The organism is Mesorhizobium waimense (assembly GCF_003601975.1).
Lineage (GTDB): Bacteria > Pseudomonadota > Alphaproteobacteria > Rhizobiales > Rhizobiaceae > Mesorhizobium > Mesorhizobium waimense.
In genome coordinates, this window is record NZ_QZWZ01000018.1 from 1 (window position 1) to 19767 (window position 19767).

At 62.3% G+C, this 19767-nt stretch carries 15 protein-coding genes and 2 pseudogenes; 5 read left to right on the top strand and 12 right to left on the bottom strand.

The genetic code is table 11. The annotated features are described in order from the left end of the window. Positions 1-229: 229 nt before the first annotated feature. Positions 230-511 carry a DUF736 domain-containing protein gene (locus D3227_RS22065; protein ID WP_120016412.1) on the bottom strand — a complete coding sequence of 94 codons (282 nt, stop codon included), beginning with the start codon at positions 509-511 and terminating at the stop codon, positions 230-232. A gap of 79 nt (positions 512-590) precedes the next feature. Between D3227_RS22065 and D3227_RS22070 the strand changes: the two genes are divergently transcribed. Together D3227_RS22070 and D3227_RS22075 are read left to right on the top strand one after the other, a co-directional pair. Continuing rightward, a complete protein-coding gene (locus D3227_RS22070) occupies positions 591-1472 on the top strand; it encodes a tyrosine-type recombinase/integrase (RefSeq protein WP_120016413.1) in 882 nt (293 codons plus the stop codon). Between the two features lie 11 nt (positions 1473-1483). Continuing rightward, the gene (locus D3227_RS22075) at positions 1484-2683 is read left to right on the top strand and encodes an IS91 family transposase (protein ID WP_120016414.1); all 1200 of its coding nucleotides are present in this window, start codon (positions 1484-1486) and stop codon (positions 2681-2683) included. 497 nt (positions 2684-3180) lie between these two features. On the opposite strand, the gene D3227_RS22080 is transcribed toward D3227_RS22075, so the two are convergent. The 4 genes from D3227_RS22080 to D3227_RS22095 form a co-directional block, all read right to left on the bottom strand. Beyond that, the gene (locus D3227_RS22080; RefSeq protein WP_120016415.1) at positions 3181-3483 is read right to left on the bottom strand and encodes a DUF736 domain-containing protein; all 303 of its coding nucleotides are present in this window, start codon (positions 3481-3483) and stop codon (positions 3181-3183) included. 329 nt (positions 3484-3812) lie between these two features. Next, on the bottom strand, positions 3813-4820 hold the full coding sequence (locus D3227_RS22085; RefSeq protein ID WP_120016416.1) for a tyrosine-type recombinase/integrase: 1008 nt from the start codon (positions 4818-4820) through the stop codon (positions 3813-3815). Beyond that, complete coding sequence (locus tag D3227_RS22090) at positions 4817-5737, bottom strand: tyrosine-type recombinase/integrase (RefSeq protein ID WP_167480797.1); 921 nt, start codon at positions 5735-5737, stop codon at positions 4817-4819. Before D3227_RS22090 ends, D3227_RS22085 begins: the two co-directional genes overlap by 4 nt. Further along, positions 5731-6957 (bottom strand): tyrosine-type recombinase/integrase, encoded by a 1227-nt coding sequence (locus D3227_RS22095; RefSeq protein ID WP_120016418.1) that lies wholly within the window; start codon positions 6955-6957, stop codon positions 5731-5733. The genes D3227_RS22090 and D3227_RS22095 overlap by 7 nt, the downstream gene beginning before the upstream one ends. A 391-nt stretch (positions 6958-7348) precedes the next feature. Between D3227_RS22095 and D3227_RS22100 the strand changes: the two genes are divergently transcribed. Beyond that, a complete protein-coding gene (locus D3227_RS22100; protein ID WP_120016415.1) occupies positions 7349-7651 on the top strand; it encodes a DUF736 domain-containing protein in 303 nt (100 codons plus the stop codon). Between the two features lie 36 nt (positions 7652-7687). Here D3227_RS22100 and D3227_RS22105 read toward each other — a convergent pair whose 3' ends face one another. The 5 genes and pseudogenes from D3227_RS22105 to D3227_RS22125 all read right to left on the bottom strand — a co-directional run bounded on the left by D3227_RS22105 (position 7688) and on the right by D3227_RS22125 (position 15465). Beyond that, complete coding sequence (locus D3227_RS22105) at positions 7688-10120, bottom strand: TOTE conflict system archaeo-eukaryotic primase domain-containing protein (protein WP_120016419.1); 2433 nt, start codon at positions 10118-10120, stop codon at positions 7688-7690. Positions 10121-10304: 184 nt separating this feature from the next. Further along, positions 10305-10460, bottom strand: a pseudogene (locus D3227_RS22110) (DUF736 family protein); the annotation flags it as partial. Positions 10461-11270: 810 nt separating this feature from the next. Next, positions 11271-13382, bottom strand: coding sequence for a ParB/RepB/Spo0J family partition protein (locus tag D3227_RS22115; RefSeq protein ID WP_120016421.1), 2112 nt, complete (start codon positions 13380-13382; stop codon positions 11271-11273). Between the two features lie 499 nt (positions 13383-13881). Further along, positions 13882-14055, bottom strand: coding sequence for a hypothetical protein (locus D3227_RS41715; protein WP_167480798.1), 174 nt, complete (start codon positions 14053-14055; stop codon positions 13882-13884). Between the two features lie 369 nt (positions 14056-14424). Continuing rightward, positions 14425-15465: an IS110 family RNA-guided transposase gene (locus D3227_RS22125; protein WP_120016512.1), complete on the bottom strand. Its 1041-nt coding sequence runs from the start codon at positions 15463-15465 to the stop codon at positions 14425-14427. A gap of 257 nt (positions 15466-15722) precedes the next feature. Here D3227_RS22125 and D3227_RS42830 point away from each other — a divergent pair. Both D3227_RS42830 and D3227_RS22135 read left to right on the top strand, forming a co-directional pair. Next, positions 15723-15861, top strand: a pseudogene (locus tag D3227_RS42830) (sugar ABC transporter ATP-binding protein); the annotation flags it as partial. A gap of 471 nt (positions 15862-16332) precedes the next feature. After that, a complete protein-coding gene (locus tag D3227_RS22135) occupies positions 16333-16629 on the top strand; it encodes a helix-turn-helix transcriptional regulator (protein WP_120016422.1) in 297 nt (98 codons plus the stop codon). Here the strand turns inward: D3227_RS22135 and D3227_RS22140 are convergent. Continuing rightward, complete coding sequence (locus D3227_RS22140; protein ID WP_120016423.1) at positions 16583-17839, bottom strand: tyrosine-type recombinase/integrase; 1257 nt, start codon at positions 17837-17839, stop codon at positions 16583-16585. The genes D3227_RS22135 and D3227_RS22140 overlap by 47 nt on opposite strands. Before the next feature lie 292 nt (positions 17840-18131). Further along, a complete protein-coding gene (gene guaA, locus D3227_RS22145) occupies positions 18132-19694 on the bottom strand; it encodes a glutamine-hydrolyzing GMP synthase (protein WP_006205021.1) in 1563 nt (520 codons plus the stop codon). Between the last annotated feature and the right edge of the window lie 73 nt (positions 19695-19767).

A 19767-nucleotide genomic window follows, 5' to 3' on the forward strand; every position in this document is an offset into this window, starting at 1 on the left:
GTCCACCCCCGCAACCGAGCCTGCCCGCCGTCCGTCAGGCCATCCTCATCGCACTCGCGCAGCCGCCGCCAAGCCGCTGCCCGCATTGCCGCAAATCCCTCAATCCTGAAAATCTGCCAAAGTAGTGCTAGCCTGCTGCATCGAACTGACTATGTTTTGGGCGGTGGCGGATCTGAACATGGCGAAGCCCCGTCCACCGGACGGGGCTTCGTTCTGCTTGGTGCCGATTTCACTCGGCGGCGCGGCGGGACCAGATGAGGGAGAACTCGCCCTGCGTTTCGGTCTCGACCAGGCTCGCATAGATCGGAGCGGGGAAGCTCGGGTCGTCGAGCTTGACGGAGTGGTAGTCGCGGCCCTCTCGCGAGGTCTTCTTCCATGCCGCACCGAACTCGGTGTTATGCGGTGCAGCGCATAACACCGATTGGACTAACCCGCTCCGCGATCGCGGAGCGGCAAGGTGGTTGTGTGCCAACGGTGAGATCTTGATGGCGTCGTCTGTCGCGCGGGTCATGCGTGCACAAGGAGCTCCGACTGCGCCAGCATGGAGTGGCTGCTTGCAGCCCATTCCATCGGACACAAAGGAGCTTGTCATGACCCAACTTCGGCAACGCATGAGCGAGGACATGGAGGTGCGGAATCTCGCGCTCAATACCCAGCGCTCGTACCTGCAGCAGGTCTCCCTGTTTGCGCGTCACTTCGGCAGGTCGCCGGACTTGCTCGGGCGAGAGGACATTCGGACCTATCAGGTCTATCTGACCAACGAGAAGCAGCTGTCGCCCGGCTCGATCCACATCGCCATTGCGGCGCTTCGCTTCCTCTACAAGGTGACGCTCGAGAAGGATTGGGCGTTTGAAGACGTTCTGCCGCTTCCCAAAAAGCCGCAGACGCTGCCCGTCGTCCTCAGTCCCGAGGAAGTCCAGCGCTTCCTCGACTGCGTGGCCGACATCAAGCATCACGCGATCCTGACAACGTGCTACGCCGCTGGCTTGCGCATCTCGGAAGCAGTCCACCTGACGCTCACGGCCATCGACAGCCAGAGAATGGTCATTCGCGTCGCGCAGGGCAAAGGCCAGAAAGACCGCTACGTGATGCTGTCGCCCAAGCTGCTTGCGACCTTGCGCAGCTATTGGAAGGTGCTGCGGCCAAAGGCGTGGCTCTTCCCCGGCGATCGTCCCGGCCAGCCGATCACAAGGCATGCGGTCGCGCATGCCTGCGCGAAGGCGCGAGACCTCTCCGGATTGTCCAAGCCGGTCACGCCCCACAGTCTGCGACACGCCTTCGCTGTCCATCTCTTGGAGACCGGCGCCGACGTGCGCACCATTCAACTGCTGCTTGGTCACCGCAGCCTCGCGACCACCGCCCACTACTTGCGGATTGCCACCAACAAGGTCTGTGCGACGTCCAGCCCGTTCGAGCTCTTGCCGCGTCCAGTGCCCCCGCCGCCGCCGCCTGCCGAGCCGCAGTACTTCTGAGCGGCGCGCCGATGGCCCGCTCGGGGTGGGAAGTGGCGGATATCTTCCGCCGCTACGGCGAGACCTATCGCGCGCAGCATGGCGCGTCGCTCAGCACGGCTCAGCGGCGCGTGATGACGGCGATCGAACTGTGCCGAACGGCGGCGCTCGGCGGGCACGTCGAAGCGTGCGACCAATGCGGCCACCAGCGCATCGCGTTCAACAGCTGCCGCGACCGTCACTGCGTGAAGTGCCAATCGCTCGCTCGTGCGCAATGGCTCGACGACCGGCGCGCCGAGCTTCTCGACACACAGTACTTCCACGTCGTCTTCACGCTGCCGGAGGCCATCGCGGCCATTGCCTATCAGAACAAGGCAGCCGCCTACGCCATTCTCTTCCGTGCGGCCGCCGAGACGCTGCGCACCATCGCCGCCGATCCCAGACACCTGGGCGCCGAGATCGGCTTCTTCGCCGTGCTGCACACCTGGGGCCAGACCCTCGTCTTTCATCCCCACCTGCATTGCGTCGTCGCCGGCGGCGGCCTGTCTGCCAACGGCGAGCGATGGATCGCCTGCCGGCCGGGCTTCTTCCTGCCGGTCCGCGTTCTCTCACGCCTCTTCCGTCGCTTGTATCTGCAACATCTGGAGAAAGCCTTCGAGGCAGGCGAGCTGCAATTCTTCTCTGACTTGAAAGCCCTCAACGAGCGCAGCGCTTTCCTGCGCTATTTGGCTCCCCTGCGAAAGGCCGCATGGGTGGTCTACGCCAAGCCGCCCTTCGCCGGACCGGAAACGGTCCTCGATTACGTCGGCCGCTACACGCACCGTGTGGCCATCGCCAACAATCGCCTCGTCGACATCGAGGACGGCACGGTTCGTTTCCGCTGGAAGGACTACCGGCACCACGGTCGGCAAAAGATCATGACCGTCTCGGCCGACGAGTTCATCCGTCGCTTCCTCTTGCACGTTCTGCCCGACGGCTTCCATCGCATCCGCTATTACGGCTTCCTCGGCAATCGCCATCGGGCACAAAAGCTCGCCCGCTGCCGCGCCCTCATCGGCATGCCGGTTGCCGAGCCATCCATTGACCCATCCGCAAAGGACTACCGCGACCGCTACGAGGACCTCACCGGGCACTCCCTCAGGACATGCCCGGTCTGTCATCAAGGCCAGATGATCGTCATCGAAACATTCGACGGCCTCACGACAGGCCCGCCAGACCAGGATACGTCATGAAAGAAGAGGCCAACCTGCTTCCTCGCCGAATCCAACCGACCCGCTTGGGTACAAACCGACCGGGCTTGGCGGGAACATGCGCCATCGGGCCCTGCAACCTCTTCCGGTCCGGCACCGTGCCAATCGCAACCCTGTCAATCCTGCAATCTGCGCGACTTTCGTCACACCCGACGCCCGCAATTGCCGCGCCCACACCGACGTTCGATCGCCTTTCATCGGTGGCGCCTCATTGAATGCCCATAGCCCGGCCACCGTGCCGGCGGCTTAGTCCAACACGTTTTTAGCTCACCGTCGCGATCCACGGCAGCGCGCTCTTGCCACCCGCGTCATCGTCGCGACGCCAAGCTAAAAACGCTCTGCATTATGCGTAGCGCGGGATTATGCGGAGTTGTGTGCCGGCGGCCCCAGTATTCCGGGGCTTTTGTGGTTTTTCGCCCCACATAATACCGGGGTGATGTGCGCGGCGCCCCGTTGTGACCGGGGCGCCGCGGTGTCGATCAGCGCGACCAGATCAGGGCATATTTGCCATCGTCGCCTTCGAAGAGGTTGGCGTAGATGGGTGCGCTGAAGGAGGGATCGTCGAGCTTGACCGAGTGGTAGATCCGATCCTCCTTGGAGGTCCGGCGCCAGGCGGCACCGATCTCGACGCCGGAGACGATCACCCGCAGGTCGGGCGCCTTGTCGCTGGTGGCGGCGGGATCGCTGGGGACGAGGCGTGCCTTGGCGTCGATGGCGAGGGTCTTGATGGTGCCGGTGTAGGTGCCGTCGTTGCTGAGGGTGAACGAACCGATCTGGGACATGGTGGAACTCCTGTGCTGTGTTCAAGCCCGCGACCATCGCGGCCTTGTGGCGATCTGGAGCCCCGGGACGGCCAACCCGCACCGTCAGGCCGCAGCGCATGCGAAGGACGGCGCGTGGCGATCTTGTTGTTGCGCGAGGAGCGGCGACAGCCGCGGGGAAGAAGATCGCCACGCGCTGTTGCGGGGAAGAGGCCGGGTCGCAGACCGCATCGCGGGGCAGATCCGCCCAGAACAAGGCCCGTCGGTCGCAGGGCATCACGGCACCCGGCAGAACCTCTCAGATCCGGTCAGGCTTGCATTGCCATGATGCTCATGCGGCCCATCCCGCCTCACGTCGGCACGGTATGCGCATCGGCCATCAGCGACGCGATCAATGCGTCGGGCGCTTTGAACCGACCGCGACGAAGCTCCGGCGGCAACACCGCCTCGACGGCCTCGAGCTTTTCGGACGGATCCATCCGCAGGTACACCTCGGTCGTGCGGATATCGGCGTGGCCGAGCCATAGCGCGACCTTGCGGATGTCGCGCGTGGCCTGCAGCATGAGAACCGCACAACTGTGCCGCAGAAGATGGGGCGACAGCGACCGGCCGATCAGCTTCGGGCATCGAGCCGCGGCCGCCTTTGCATGCTTTTCGAGGATATACTCGAAGCCGGCGCGGGTCATTGCCATCCCTTGAGCGTTGACGAACAGCTCCGTCGCCGGTGGCTTTCCGCGTACCGCAAGCCAGGCTCGTACGTCGCGGGCCGTTTCTTTCCAGAGCGGAAGGCTGCGTTCGCGCCGGCCCTTACCGAACACCAGGATGCTCGGACTGGGTTGCAGCGTCACGTTGTCCAGGGTGAGGCCGACCAGTTCGGAGACGCGCAGGCCACCGGCGAAGCAAAGGTGCAGCATCGCCCGGTCCCGTAGCCCCAGGCGCGTCGTTGTATCGGGCGCATCGAGCACGGCGCGGACCTCGTCCGTGGTCAGGTGACGGATGAGCTTGTGGTCATGGCGCTTGCCGGGGATAGCGTTGATTTGGGCGATCTGCTCCAGGGCGCTTGGGTGCCGCAGCTCGACGTAGCGCATGAACGCCTTGATCGCGGCGAGCCGCAGGTTGCGGGTCGCCGCGCCGTTGCCGCGATCATGTTCGATGTGATGCAGGAACGCGAGCACCATCTCCGCGTCTATCTGCTCGAGCTGGAGCAAAGACGGGCGCGTGTGCAAGCGCCCGGCAGCGAAGGCGAACAGCAGCCGGAAGCTGTGTGCATAGGCCTCGCAGGAGTGCGGACTGTAGCCGCGCTGCTGCGGCATGTGCTCGCGCATGAAGCGGGTGATGAGCGGAGCGATCGGCGTCATGGACGCCTCCCGTCGATCAACGCCTCGGCGGCGGCGGCGATATCGCCCATGAGGTTAGGCGTGGCTTCCAGATACCAGTAGGTATGCCGGATGCTCGCGTGGCCGAGATAGGTGGAGAGCGCGACGAAGTCCCGCGCAACATCATCCCGGCGCATCGCGCATTGCTCCAGCACGCGAGTCGCGAAGGTGTGGCGCAGATCATGGATACGTGGGCGCCGTGACCGATCTTGACCGACGCCAGCCTGGTGCAGGATCACATGGAAAGTACTCTCGACAGTCCGAAGCGGCATCTGTTTGGCATCCACCGAGAGGAACACATGGTCGTCCGTCCCGGCGAACCGCCGGCGGACCTCAAGATAGGCCCGCATCGCCTCGACCACGCTGGCATGCATCGGCACGATCCGGCTCTTGTTGAACTTGGTCTGGCGGAGGTGCAGCATGCCGTCGGGCAGCAGATCGTCCAACCTCAGGTTCAGAGCCTCCGATATCCGCAGGCCCGTCGACGCCAGCAGCCCGATCAGCATCACATAGATGTGGCGCCTGAGCGGGCTGGGCTTCTGGCGCCGCAGATTACCCGCGGCGTCGAGCATGCGCACCAGTTCCTCGGATGTGTAGATATAAGGCGCGGGACGTGTTGCAGCACTGTGGTTTGGATGATGGTGCGGCACCTCGTGCGCGCGATCCTCGGCGTGTAGGAAGCGGGCGAAGAGCGCGATCTCACCAAGCCGCCGCTGGTGACTGCGCGGGGTCGACGAGACGGCCGCCGTCCAGGTGATCGCGGTCTCGCGGCGAACATGGGTATCGCCCCAGTCGACCGCATAGCGCGTGAACGCGGTGAGGTGTCGGGCCGTCTTTGCGAGCTTAAAGCCGAGCGAGCGGCGCAGGTCGATGTAGCGATCGGCATCATCGGTCAGCATGGCGACCTCCCCGGCCAGGGCTGCGCGATAGCCGCCAGAAGCGCGATATCGACCTTGGCATAATGCGCGGTCATCTCCGGCGACCGATGGCGCAGCACCGTGCCCACATTGGTCAGGCTGACGCCGTGGCGGAGCATCGCCGTGGCCGCCGAGTGCCGCAGGATATGCGCGCCTTTATAGTGGCTCTCGACACCCCCGCGTTTCAGCGCGCGCTTGACCAGGCATTTGACCGTGATGCGGTCGATCGGTCGCAGCGGCGCATATTCGGTAATGAACAGGGATGGCACGGCCATCGTCGGTCGGCTGCGGTCGATATAGGCAAGCAGCGCGTCGCCGATCTCTTGGGTGAGCGGCAGCAGTTCTTCGCGCCGGCCTTTGCCGAACAGGCGGATGCTGCCCTGCCGCCAGTCGATATCGCCGAAGCTGAGCCGTGCGACCTCGCTCGCCCGAAGTCCGAGCCGGACCAGCATCAGGATGATAGCCCGGTCGCGTAGGCGACGCTCTCCCTCGCACGCTCCGATGATCCGCGTGATATCGGCATCGGGCAGAAAGCGCGGGATCGAGGCCAGCCGCCAGCCAGCAACATTGGGCATGGCGTGGTCGAGCCCAGGCCGGCATCGTCCTGTCGCGATCAGGAAGCGCAGGAACGCGCGGATGCCAACCGATATCCCCTTCATCCGAGCGATCGATACCGCTTTCGCGCGTTCGGTCATGTGCGCCCGGATCGTCACCGCGTCGTAGGCGCTCGGCGTCTCCCCCAGCGCATCGACGAAGGGCAGGATTGTCCCAAGATACGTGGCCAGCGTCGTTTCGGCCAGACCGCGCTGCTCGCGGGCCCAAGCCGCAAACTCGGCCACCAGGGGCGCAACCGGTTTGGCCGGCAGGCGCGCCAACACGCCGCGATCCTCGAGATAGGCGATGAACAGCTTGGCGGTCTCGACCGCGTCCTGGTTGACGTCGCCTCGGAAGCGCGGGCACTGTCCCGCTGCGATCAAGGCGAACGATGCCCCATACGCCTCACGGACCGCGGCAAACGTGTAATTCTCCGCGCGCGCCCAGCGCGTCCAGCTCGCAAGCAGCCGCATCTTCTCAATGACGGTGCGTGGCGTATACCGTCGCTCACGAAGCCATTGCGCAAAGTCCGCCGCGTGTTCCGCAGCCATCCCCGCCTTCAAGCGGTCCTCGACCGCGTTCTTACGAACATAAACACCTGTCGGCATGTCGCCTCCTTTTGCATGTGGAGGCGGGACTATGATCCGAGGTCGCTGTCATTCGGAACGTGAGCGATTGTACCTGGTGCTGTCATGCGGCGTGAGAACGCCCACCGGATCTGGGAGGTTCTGCCGGGTGCCGTGATGCCCTGCGACCGACGGGCCTTGTTCTGGGCGGATCTGCCCCGCGATGCGGTCTGCGACCCGGCCTCTTCCCCGCAACAGCGCGTGGCGATCTTCTTCCCCGCGGCTGTCGCCGCTCCTCGCGCAACAACAAGATCGCCACGCGCCGTCCTTCGCATGCGCTGCGGCCTGACGGTGCGGGTTGGCCGTCCCGGGGCTCCAGATCGCCACAAGGCCGCGATGGTCGCGGGCTTGAACACAGCACAGGAGTTCCACCATGTCCCAGATCGGTTCGTTCACCCTCAGCAACGACGGCACCTACACCGGCACCATCAAGACCCTCGCCATCGACGCCAAGGCACGCCTCGTCCCCAGCGATCCCGCCGCCACCAGCGACAAGGCGCCCGACCTGCGGGTGATCGTCTCCGGCGTCGAGATCGGTGCCGCCTGGCGCCGGACCTCCAAGGAGGATCGGATCTACCACTCGGTCAAGCTCGACGATCCCTCCTTCAGCGCACCCATCTACGCCAACCTCTTCGAAGGCGACGATGGCAAATATGCCCTGATCTGGTCGCGCTGATCGACACCGCGGCGCCCCGGTCACAACGGGGCGCCGCTACTCGATCACGTAGCCCAGCGCGCGATAACCCGCTCGTCGCTTCCCAGCCATCCGGGCGAGAACCGGAACCGTCTGATCGACATAGTCCACGACCAGAACATCCCTCTTTCCGTCATGCTCCCGATGCAGCCGGCCGACATACTGCGCCAGGGTTCCCTTCCAGGCGATCGGCATCGTCAGGAACAGCGTGTCGAGACGAGCATCATCGAAGCCTTCGCCGATATAGCGGCCTGTCGCGAGTATCAGGCGCTCCTGATCATCGGAGACATTCAATGCTGTGTTGGCTGTCTTGCGGTCCTTCGCCGACATGCCGCCGCGCAGGACCACGAGATTTCTCACAAATGGCGAGAACCTCTTCTGAAGATAATCGAGGTGGTCTTTCCGCTCCGTCAGAACGATGGGCGAACGCCTGGCTTCAAGCGATTTCAGTACATCATCGAAGATCAGATCATTCCGACCATCGTCATGCGCCAGCGCTGCATAGATTGCAGGCATCGACGGCCGTTCGGCGGAGGCCAGCGATGTCGGGAGTTCAAACTGCGTCGAGCGATCGCGCGCGCGGTGGCGGATACCACGTTCGGCGGCTTGAACCCGTGCATCGACCCTATGGCGAACTGGGCCGCATTGCATGAAGATGATCGGATGGTGTCCGTCTTTCCGGGCAACGGTCGCCGACAAGCCGACGACGTATCGTGCCTTTGACCGCCGGGCGACAAGCTCGAAGCTTGTTGCCGATAGATGATGACATTCATCGACGATCAGATGGCCGTAATCGGCGACCATGTCCGCGACTTCACCCTTGCGCACCAGGCTCTGGATGAGCGCAACATCGATGACACCCGTCGGCGTTCTTTTCCCGCCGCCAATAGCGCCGATCTGCTTTGGATCTATCTGCAAAAAGGTTCGTAGACGTTCCACCCATTGATTGAGCAGCTCTCGTCGGTGGACCAGAATGAGCGTGTTTCGAGCACGGTGCGCAACGAGCGCCGCCGCGACGACCGTCTTGCCAAAGGCGGTCGTCGCGGCAAGCACGCCGTTCTCATGCGCGGCGAGAGCATCGAACGCCGCCAACTGCGGCCGTCGTAATTCGCCCTGGAAGGATACATCTGCGGGAAGTGCCGTGCCGATTTCGCGCAGATCTTCCAGATCGGCAACTGCGCCATAGCTTTTGATGAGGTCGATTGCTTCCTCAAGGCAACCCTGAGGTAGAGCGACATGCTGCGCATATAGCTCGGCGCACGAGACGATCCGAGGCTTGCCGAATGTCGGCAGCCGCATTGCCTGGGCGCGATAGAACTCCGGATTCTGGAAAGCCGCCAGACGAATAAGCTGCGCAATCAGGGCCGTCGGAAGTTCTGTCCTGTCGATGTAAATCTGATCGGCGATCACGACCCTGATGCTGTGCGGTATCGCGGCCTCAATACGCCGTGGCGCACTGCGGCGCGACGGCGACATCTTCCACGGCTCGTCGGCATGTTCGTCGTCCACCGGCATGCGGACACCCAAAACCCGACCTGACTGCTCTGCCTCGTCAGCGATCCTGAAGGCCATGTCAGCCGACAATCTGGGCAGGGACGACAGATACGCCCATTGGTCGTCGTAAGGTCGCAAATCCTTGTCGACAAAAATGCTGTTGCCGCTCTCCCGTGCCTTTCTCTGCAACGGCAGTGCAATCAGATTGCCAAAGCCCCCAAGAGGCATCGTGTCCTGATTGGGAAAGAAGCGATCATAGGATTTGAAGCCGATCTCGGGGCGCTTTTCCATCGTCTCCGTGATCAGGGCAGAGCCCATCTGCCTGGCGGTCCTTGCCGGAACAGGCTCCGAGAAGAATATCCAGACATGGCCGCCATTCCCCGACCTCGACCGCTCCAGGGCGGCGGCGATTCCTTTCGCATGACAGGTGCCGAGCAAGGCCCTGGCGTCATCCGCCCAGCTGTCCTTGTCGAAGTCGGCGGCAAGGAACCAGCATGTCTCGTCCTGCAGCAATGGATATACCCCGGCGACAAAGTCAGCCGAGCGGGCATCGCCGCCGCGCAGATGCTTTTCGATGATGTCCTCCGATGGCGGGACGAATGCCTGATGCGGGCATTCCCCGCATTTCACCTTCGGCTTGCCGCAAATCCCCTTCGCCCACTCGTTCGAGCATGCCGGCGAATATCCGGAACTTCCCGTCTTCCTGTTTTCCCATCGAACCGGAAAGACATCGGGACGCCCAGCAAACAGACGGCGGAACAACTCAATTTTCTCTGCCGATGACGAGTTATTGGTGACAAGCGCATCGGCAAAGGCTGTGCGCTCGGCAGCATGGCTGTCGGATATCAGCTTCTGCTCAAGTGTTTCCAGTTCGCGCGCAAGCGCCAGCCGCTCCGCATCCAGAGCAACCAACCGTCGCCGGATGTGCGCGATTTCATCAGAAACTTCGTCAGCCAAGCTTCCGCCTGCGTCTCTACGTTCATCTTATTGCCCAAACATAGCCCAAAACCACCTCGGGCTTAAGACGCGCGGCACATAACCGGCAGCTGTTCAATCTGGGATTATGCGGAGCAGAACCCGCCGAAACTGGCGAAAAAACAAGCCTTCATAGGCCGGCACTCCGCATAATCCCGCGCTGCGCATAATCGGTGGCGCCGGCGAAGATGCGGTAGTCCGGCCCCTTTTCGTTGTCGCCTTCGGCGGGGACGAAATCGACCGCCTTGACGTTGAGGTTGAGGGTCTTGACCGAGCCCTTGAAGCCCTTGGCGGTGCTGGTGAACATGCCGATCGTAGCCATTGTGGTGGTTCCTTCCGTTTGACCGGGCCGCGCCCATCGCGACCTCGATGGAGGTCTTGAGACCGGAGACGATCGGCCTGCACCCACCGGGGTCCCCGTTGCGCTTGTGCAATGGGGTGGTTTTGGGCTGGAACGAAGTGGAAGGCGGCCAGCGATCGCTTTTTTGTTTCGCGATGCAAAGCCGGCCTTTTGGCCTGCGGCGGAAAAAAGCCAGCGCTGGACGTTGCAGGAAGACGATCGAGGCGAAGCCGGTCTTCGGTCAGACCCAATCCATTCGAGGACGCAGTGGGCGTGGCCTGCCGCCATATGAGGAGGAACCGCCGCGATGGCCATGGGGTCGCGCTTCTCATCTGGACCGCGCACGCTCCTGGGCCGATCTGAAATCTAGCTCAGGATTGCTGGCAAGACGGCGATTGCCGCCGCCGTTGGAGAATGGAAACCAAGGCAGGACATTCGCTCTGGCGGTTCCTTCGTCAGTCGTCGCTTGGATGGCAGACACATCCCTGAGGGTCAGACGGTCACACATCAAGCCACTCAACGACCCAAAGAGCTCATACGGATGACGCACGCGCGCACGCTCGAAATCAGCAACAGGGCGAATACGCGTCAAGCTGAACCCGATGCACTGTCGTGCCATTCGCCTCAAGCGGAAAACAGGCATGTGGTGGACGAGGCATCACCATGAGAGGAGGCCGCCACCTTGCTCTGTTCGACATGTCGTGCGGGTCGAGGTCCCCGGCCACGCGGAACAGCGTGGCCGGAAAATTCTAACGGTGACCGGAGCCGCCTTCGCGGCTCCGGTTTCTGCCTTCATTCGGCGGCGACGTCGAAGCCCTGACCCGCCTCGCTCGCACCGTCGCCCTCGGAAGAGGCCGCACGGGCATCGTCCAAGGATACTCGATCCGCTGCGGAAGGCTCATCCGCTATGGTCTCGCCGGCTTCGACAAGAGGCGGATCGGCAATTGTCGCAGGCTGCATGGTCCGTAGCAGCGCGGGCAACCAGCCGGTCCCGGCCAGCAACTGCTCGGCGGCTTCGGCCATTGGCTGCTTCTTCAAGCCCACAAGCCTTTCCGCTGCTTCACTGCTGGCAGCCTCGCCGACAGCGGCGAGGATATGCGCCTTGGTGATCCGACCGAGATAGGTGCGCACAGTCGGTGTCCAGTGTGCCGTCATGTCGAGCCCAAGCGCTGTCGCCAGTTTGTCCGCTGTCTCGTGGGCGCGGGGCTTGCGCTCCCACGGCTGCTCGACGGCGTTGACGGTGAGCGAAGCGCAATGCGCGAACAGCGCCATGATGCTGGCAGGATCAAGCGCGGCGATGAAGCCCCACAGGTCCGTCGCATTGGCCGGCATGTCCGCTGCCCATCCGGCATGCCGATCCGCCAGCGCCTTGGCCGCTGCCGTGTCTTCGATGCCATCGGCGTGGCCGCCGAGATACGTGCTCGTCGGCCGGATTTCCAAACAATGGGCTTCCATGCCCTGATAGAACGCCTGCGCGGCGAGCGTATGCGTGACAGCGACAAGGGCAATTTCTGGCTGTTCGCCGAGCGCAAGGCGCAAGCCGAGTGTCCGGTGGGCGGTCAGGTCGCGGACGAGTAGGTCGGAAAGTGGCTTGCCGTCATCCTCGGCATCCTCGTCGCTTCCGCCATCGGGGTCCGACCCGACATCCGTCTCGATGATCTCGCCATCACTGTTGATGGTGTGACCTTCATCATCTGCCTCCGGTTCCGGCACTTCGTCTTCGGCGCGGATGAAGCCACGTTCGATGCGAGCCGTCCCGTCATGGGAAAGCATGACGAAAACGCCGCCGTGAGCGATGACATCCGGGGCGAAGGCGTGACGCATGGCGTCGATGCGCTCGATCTCGGCTTCAAGCTCACCAAAGCGCTGGTCGACATCGTCAGGCAGTTCCTCGGCGCTCTTCCACTCCTCCGTCAGTTGGTTGAACGTGTCGAACGCCGCTTGATAGGCGGCTTCGTCTTGCTCCGACAGAGCCACCGGCTGCGGATAGGCACGGCGCAGGCCGTGCGTATGCGGATAGTCGATGTGGACATCGGCCCATTTCCAGCCCTCGGCTTGCCCGACGGTTTCGGCGATACCTTGTAGCTTCTCGATGACCATGCGGTCGAGCAAAGACGCATCGTCATAGAAGCCGCCACGATCATCGGTGAACAGATCGCGGATGATCATGCCGCCTGCCTCGATATAGGCTTCCGCGCCGATGAAGACGGCACGACGATCGCCAGCCGCGACGTGGGTTCGCGTCAACTCGCGACGGATAATGTAGGGCTCGCGGTTGTAGGTGAGGCTGTCGAAAACCTGTTCCTGCCGGGTGTGATCGTCGGTGATGGCAAAAGCCATCAGTTGGTCCAGCGTCAGATCACCGTCTCGATAGACCTGAATGAGCTTGGGGCACACTGCTCCAAGCCGTAGGCGCTGCCGCACGACATGGGCGGTGATACCAAAGCGGGCGGCGATTTCCTCCGCGCCCCAACCACGTTCCTCGCTGAGACGCCGGAACGCCTCGAACTGATCAGCAGGCGACATGTTTTCGCGCGTGACATTCTCGTCCAGGCTGATCTCATGCGGATCGTTCTTGATGTCGATGACGCAGCGGATCGGTTCGGTCTTCTTGATCTCCTTGCGCTTCACGCGCAGAAGCTGCGCCAGCCTGCGGCCTTCGCCGATGGTGACGAGATAGAAGCCAGTTTCCGCGCCCTCGCCGTCGAGCTCCGGCTCGACCACAAGGTTTTGCAGGATGCTCTTGGCGGCGATGCTGGCCGCATAGGCTTCGATGATCGCCTCGCTATGCGGCGTCTTGCGTGCGTTGCGAGGCGACTTCTTCAATTTGTTCAGCGGAATGAAAACCTCCGTGCCGCACTCGCCCGCCATCGTGCTTTCCGCGCTCTTTATACTGATCGTCATGGTTCTGGTCCTTTCCATTACATGCCGAAGGCATGCCCCTCGGCATGCCTTCCGGGGGCGCGTGAGCGCGCGGCAGAGAGGGGGGCGAATGCCGGCGAGCGGAGCTGGGCTGCGCGTCGAGCGGGGCGGATCGGATCAGTTCGGCGGATGACTAGTCAGCGCCGCCCTGCGAGCGGGCGGCCCCGCTCTGTCGCAGGCGGCATTCGCGGGGGAGAGATGGCCAAGACCATCTCTCCCCTCGTGCGAACGTTGCCTTTGTCGCGAGCAAGCCTCAGCCGTATCGGGATAGCTTCTGCGAAGAAGGGCAGTGCCCCGGCTTCCCTCTGAAGAAAGAAGCAGCCGTAGGAGCGTCAGCCCATTCGGCGCCGCAGGCGCGACGCGGGACCGACTGCAACGACGAGACCGGTTAAGAGGGTAGCCGAAGGAGCGTTCTCTAATTGCGGGCCTCGGGTCAACCGTTTTCTAACCTATCCGATGTCCGGTATTGGGTAGAAGTGTCTCAGTTTGAAATTGTCGGCTTGGCTGGTTTCGGCGCCACGAGGATCGCGGCCAGCAATTCAGCCGGCGCGTCCAGACCTGCCACAGCCTTGTGCAGCGCAGTGGTCGCGGCTGCTAGGTCATCTTCTGGGTTGCCGTTGTCGTTTGCGAGATCGGCCTTCACTGGCAGCTTCATGGCGCGACTATGCGCCTTGCGGGACCGGTCTACAACCGCACGACCTTATCGAGATGCAGGCGGATACGCTGACCTTCCGCGAAGGCTAGGCCGTAGGATTCCAGTTCGAAATGATCGGTCGCTCTCTTTGCCGTCCTCAACCGCGCGGCCTTGGACGAATGACCTGCCTCCTGCCGGTTTCAGCGTTCTCTTCGTGGTCGAAACAGTGCTCGCCACAGCATGGCATCGGACGCTGCGGCTCCCAATGTCAGCAACGCAGTCCATTCCGAAGGAAGGGCTGCATAGCTCCTGACGGGTTTGCCGCTGCTCGTCCCGGCAAGGGACAAGATTACCGTCGAGCGACGGATTTCTTCGGGTTCACCTCCATGTTCATGCGGCTGCCTCCGCTCCAGCGGCCGACCATCGGAAGGATACGCCATCCACCCACATGCGATGCATGACTACTGCTAGCTTTCGTGCGACGGCGATCTTTGCCTTCTTCAAGCCGCTCCGCTTGGCGATCCGGAGGCCCCAGGCTTTGAGCGCCGACCACTTCTCGACCCTCGTCAGGAGCGTGCCGGCGGCCTCAAATAAATAGGTACGGACAAGACCGTCTCCGCATTTGGAGATGCCCCTGTTGCGATCGATTTCACCCGACTGGTAACATCGCGGTGTCAGGCCGAAGTACGCGCCAACGCTTCTGGATTTCGCAAACTTGGACGGATCATCGACCGCTGTCACGAACGCAAGGGCTGTGAGTACGCCCACGCCAGGAATGGCCATAAGCTGCCGGCACACAGCACTCCCTCGAGCACGGCTCATTAGTTGGCGGTCAAGCAGCCGAATCTGCTCCTTCAGGCAGGAATGGACGCACAGTATCGACCGCACGGTTTGGTTGAGCATGGGGTCGCTGTTGGCGCACGCCTCATCCACGAGCCGTTCGAACGGCTCGCCCGTTCGTCTTGACAGAACGACGCCGAACGTTTTGAGGATGCCCCTGATCTGGTTGGTGACCTCTACCCGCATTCCGACGAGTTGAGCTCGCGCTCCGAGCATCGAGCGGACAGCGTGGCTGTCGAGACTCTTTACCCCAACCTCCCGATACCAGCCCGCCTTGACGATCTGGGCCAATCCATGTGCATCATTCTTGTCGGTCTTGTTGACCTGGCCACTCATGGTCGCCTGCGCATGGCGGGAATCAAGGCACAGCACCGGCAGCCCCATAGCCTTCAACGCGTGCCAGTGCCAGGTGGACAAGGGACCGCTTTCGAGCCCGATGCGTACAACATCTGGTGCTTTGGATCTGATGTTTCCGGCTATGTCTTCTGGCGTCGATAGGCACTTTCCTTGCCAGGCAATCTTACCGTCGCTGCCGACAACGCACAGGTGGGTCATCTCCTGCGAGACGTCTAACCCAACAAATTGGTCCATGTTGGCCTCCGTGAGAATCACTGACGGCGAAGAATCTAGCATCGCCCGCAATTACCCCATGTCAGCATAGCGCCGCCAACGGCGGGACGCGGGACCGACGGCCCCCGGCGAGGAGCGCCGTATGGACTTGCCAGGGATCGTGATCTGCATCAGCAGCAGTTGGCGTCGATTGGCATGGTTTGTGGCGACTATCGCTGCAAAGCGCTCGTCCGAAGACGAAGCCGGAACTGGTAGCTCGGTGGGTGTGGGGAACGGCGATAGCGATGGTGTTCCAGAACTATGCGCTCATATCTCCATATGACGGTCGCTGAAAACATGGGGTTTTCGCTGCGTCTCAACCGTGTTGCCAAGGATGAAATCGCAGCCAAGGTATGCCGGGCGGCGGAGATCCTGGGCTGCGCCTGTTGCTCTTAAGGCCGCCACCCAAATTGGCTCGAAGATTGTCCTGCAGACCGGTTCGACCTCGGCCACCGTCGCAGGGAAACGACGCCAGGCGCACCGGACGCGATCTCCCCGCTCCGCAGGAACGAAGTTCGCTGGCGTCTCTCACGCTCCCCCGTGACCGATTGGACCCGACAGCTGCTCGATCGTCTTCTCGAGTGCAGCCGAAAATTCCGAGGACAAGAGTTTTCGAAGCGGCCGGCGTCTACAAGGCCACGTGCCGCAGCGTCACCCCCACACCCACGTGCGCAAAGCCCAGCCAGCGTATCAGGGTGCTTGCCGCCGGGTGCCCGCTGCCATTGCCAACTGCCATCCTATTTGCACGCCAGCATCGCCAATTTTACGACAGTATGGCTTAGCGACTTCCATGATCGTGAAGACTATCGCTTTCTATCCGCCTCAGTGTTTTCAGCAGAGGTGCCCCCTATGAACCATTCGGGAACAGTCTCGATCGGACGAACCATTCGTAGGCGGCAGCTTCGTGAAATGGTCCCCTTGGCCGACAGTACGATCTACGAAATGGAGCAGCGGGGCGAATTCCCGCGACGCTTCGCTTTGACCCCGAGATGCGTGGTCTGGGATCTGAGCGAGGTTCAAGCCTGGCTTGCAGCCCGCCGCTCGAAGCCAATTCTACGCGCTCCAAAACCGAACCTGAAGCAACGCCGAGTCCGGCCGGTCAGAGAGCAGGATCAGGCTCCAGGAGCGGCATCAAAGGCGGGATGAGTGTCGGGATAAACTTCTTACCGCCGACCCAAGCATCAACGATGTCCGACCACTCCTGCATCATATGGCGGCGCTGTACCTCGTACTCGGCCTTATTATAGACACCGCGCGACGAACGACCGTCCTCGTGCGCCAAGCATTTCTCGATCCAGTCGCTGTTGAAGCCGAGTTCATTCAACAGCGTCGAGCCCGTTCGTCGCAGGTCATGAACCGTAAACGGCTCAAGGGGTAGCCCCTCGGATTTCGCGCGCTCGACGACAGCGTAAGTGACTCGGTTGAAAGTGGCGCGCGACATTGGAGCATCCGCATCGTAACGCGATGGAAGAATGTATCTGGAATTCCCGGCGCAGGTCTTCAGGGCGATCATAATGTCGAGCGCCTGGCGCGATAGATAGACGTTGAGCGCCTTGGAGCGTTTCATTCGTTCCTTCGGAATCGTCCAGACCGCATGCTCGAAGTCGACCTCGTCCCACACCGCGTCCTGCAACTCGCTCTTTCGCACCATTGTGAGCAAGTAGAGCCTCATTCCCAGACGGATCGTCGGAAGCGTGGCGATGTGCTCGAGTTGCTTCAGCATCACTCGAATTTCAGAAGGCGAAAGCGAGCGGTCCTTTGGCACGAACGTCGCAATCGATGCGGGTCCAACTTCGTCAGCCGGATTGGCCACCTTCTCCCCGTGCAGAATCGCGAAGCCGTAAATCTGCTTCAGTATGTCTCGTACGTGGATAGCGGTGGCCGGCGCACCACGCTCAACGATGGTGCCACAGTGGGCTCTTAGATCGTCCGGCGTGATCTCCGTCAGGAGACGATTGCGCCAGGCCGGAAGAAGCTCGCGCTCGAAGATGGAGCGCCGCATGGCGCGCGTGCTGTCGGCCATCGGCGCGGCGGTGAGCCACTTCTCCCCGAACTCGCCAAAACTCTTCGCCTCTTTGAGGCGGCGCTTGTCGCGCTGCTTCTCGATCGCCGGAGATCGTCCCTCACCAATAGCGCGCTTCGCGTCGAGGCACTTCTCTCGGGCCAAGGCAAGCGAGATTCCCTCCCGCCCATACCTGCCTAGATAGACCGTCTCGCGGCGTCCGTTGAGCCTGTAATCAAGCCGAAACGAGATCGCGCCACTTGGCATGACCCGGACATACATGCCGTCACGGTCAGCAATCTTGTAGATTTTCTCTTTTGGTTTCAGTCCTTTAAGGGCGACATCCGTCAGCATCCTCGCTACCTCCTGAAAAGTACCGTCAGTACAATTTCGAGGCTCTTCGGCAGAAAATTTGTTTTATCTTCAATGCCTTAAGGCATTGAAAAGTACCGTCAGAGCCTTATTGGACCTAACGGTACTTCGAAAAATCCGAGCTAGCAATATGCAGAAGGTCCGTCAGCCGGTCCGTCAAGTCCAATCTCTGCGCACCGATTGTCGCTGATTGTCTCTGAATGGATTTACATTTGTTATCAGATGGTTACGGCGCACAATGACGTGTTTTCGGCGGCGTTTGGGTGGGCCTGAATCATTCCCACTCGATGGTGCCGGGCGGCTTCGACGTTACATCGTAAACAACGCGGTTGATGCCGCGGACTTCGTTGATGATGCGCGTGGCGGCGGCGCCCAGGAAGGCCATGTCGTAGTGGTAGAAATCCGCCGTCATGCCGTCGACAGAGGTGACGGCGCGCAGGGCGCAGACGAATTCGTAGGTGCGGCCGTCGCCCATCACGCCGACGGTCTGCACCGGCAGCAGCACGGCGAAAGCCTGCCAGATGGCGTCATAGAGGCCGGCCTTGCGGATCTCGTCGAGATAGATGGCGTCGGCCTCGCGCAGGATCTCCAGCTTCTCGCGAGAAATGCCGCCCGGGCAGCGGATGGCGAGACCGGGACCGGGGAAGGGATGGCGGCCAATGAAGCTCTCGGGCAGGCCGAGCTCCTTGCCGAGCGCCCTGACCTCGTCCTTGAACAGTTCGCGCAGGGGCTCGACCAGTTGCATGTTCATGCGCTCGGGCAGGCCGCCGACATTGTGGTGCGACTTGATGGTCACCGACGGGCCGCCGGTGAAGGAGACGCTTTCGATGACGTCGGGATAGAGCGTGCCCTGGGCCAGGAAATCGGCGCCGCCGAGTTTTTGCGCCTCCTCCTCGAACACCTCGATGAACAGCCGGCCGATGGTCTTGCGCTTCTTCTCCGGGTCGGATTCGCCCTCGAGCGCCGAGATGAAACGATCAGAAGCGTCGACCAGGATCAACGGCAGATTGTAGTGCTGGCGGAACATCGCCACCACGCCGGCCGCCTCGTCCTTGCGCATCAGCCCGTGGTCGACGAGGATGCAGGTCAGCTGGTCGCCGACCGCCTCGTGGATCAGCAGGGCCGCGACCGAGGAATCGACGCCGCCCGACAGCGCGCAGATGACCTTGCCCTTGCCGACCTGCTTGCGGATCGTCTCGACCGCGTGCTCGCGATAGGCCCGCATCGTCCAGTCGCCTTCGATGCCGGCGATGTTGTGGACGAAATTCCGCAGCAATTTTGCACCATCCGGCGTGTGCACCACTTCGGGGTGGAACATGATGCCGTACATCTTGCGCTCGACATTGCCGAAGATGGCGAAGGGCGAGCCTTCCGACCGCCCGAACACCTCGAACCCCTTGGGCAAGGAGATGACACGATCGCCATGGCTCATCCACACCTGGTGGCGTTGGCCGGGCGCCCACAGGCCCTCGAACAGCGGGTTGTCCTTCTCGATCTCGACATAGGCGCGGCCGAATTCGCGATGGTCGGAGCTTTCGGCGACACCGCCCATCTGCACGCATAGCGTCATCTGGCCGTAGCAGATGCCCAGCACCGGCACGCCGGCGTCAAAGACGATCTGCGGCGCGCGCGGGCTGCCGATGTCGGAGGTCGAGGCCGGACCGCCTGAGAGGATCACCGCTTTGGGATTGATACGCTTGAAGGCTGCTTCGGCCGACTGGAACGGCACGATCTCGGAAAACACGCCGGCCTCGCGGATGCGGCGGGCGATGAGCTGCGTAAACTGGCTGCCGAAATCGACAATCAGGACGGTGTCGGGGTGATTGGCTGTCTTCATGGCGAGCGTTTAGAGAAAGAAATGAGTCGACGCAATGGGTTGCGCGGCGTCTCCCTCAATCCGATTGGCAGTC

Coding starts and splice junctions, on each gene's coding strand:
- D3227_RS22065 (WP_120016412.1), bottom strand. CDS start 511: ATGACCCGCGCGACAGACGACGCCATCAAGATCTCACCGTTGGCACAC.
- D3227_RS22070 (WP_120016413.1), top strand. CDS start 591: ATGACCCAACTTCGGCAACGCATGAGCGAGGACATGGAGGTGCGGAAT.
- D3227_RS22075 (WP_120016414.1), top strand. CDS start 1,484: ATGGCCCGCTCGGGGTGGGAAGTGGCGGATATCTTCCGCCGCTACGGC.
- D3227_RS22080 (WP_120016415.1), bottom strand. CDS start 3,483: ATGTCCCAGATCGGTTCGTTCACCCTCAGCAACGACGGCACCTACACC.
- D3227_RS22085 (WP_120016416.1), bottom strand. CDS start 4,820: ATGACGCCGATCGCTCCGCTCATCACCCGCTTCATGCGCGAGCACATG.
- D3227_RS22090 (WP_167480797.1), bottom strand. CDS start 5,737: ATGCTGACCGATGATGCCGATCGCTACATCGACCTGCGCCGCTCGCTC.
- D3227_RS22095 (WP_120016418.1), bottom strand. CDS start 6,957: ATGCCGACAGGTGTTTATGTTCGTAAGAACGCGGTCGAGGACCGCTTG.
- D3227_RS22100 (WP_120016415.1), top strand. CDS start 7,349: ATGTCCCAGATCGGTTCGTTCACCCTCAGCAACGACGGCACCTACACC.
- D3227_RS22115 (WP_120016421.1), bottom strand. CDS start 13,382: ATGACGATCAGTATAAAGAGCGCGGAAAGCACGATGGCGGGCGAGTGC.
- D3227_RS41715 (WP_167480798.1), bottom strand. CDS start 14,055: ATGAAGCTGCCAGTGAAGGCCGATCTCGCAAACGACAACGGCAACCCA.
- D3227_RS22125 (WP_120016512.1), bottom strand. CDS start 15,465: ATGGACCAATTTGTTGGGTTAGACGTCTCGCAGGAGATGACCCACCTG.
- D3227_RS22135 (WP_120016422.1), top strand. CDS start 16,333: ATGAACCATTCGGGAACAGTCTCGATCGGACGAACCATTCGTAGGCGG.
- D3227_RS22140 (WP_120016423.1), bottom strand. CDS start 17,839: ATGCTGACGGATGTCGCCCTTAAAGGACTGAAACCAAAAGAGAAAATC.
- guaA (WP_006205021.1), bottom strand. CDS start 19,694: ATGAAGACAGCCAATCACCCCGACACCGTCCTGATTGTCGATTTCGGC.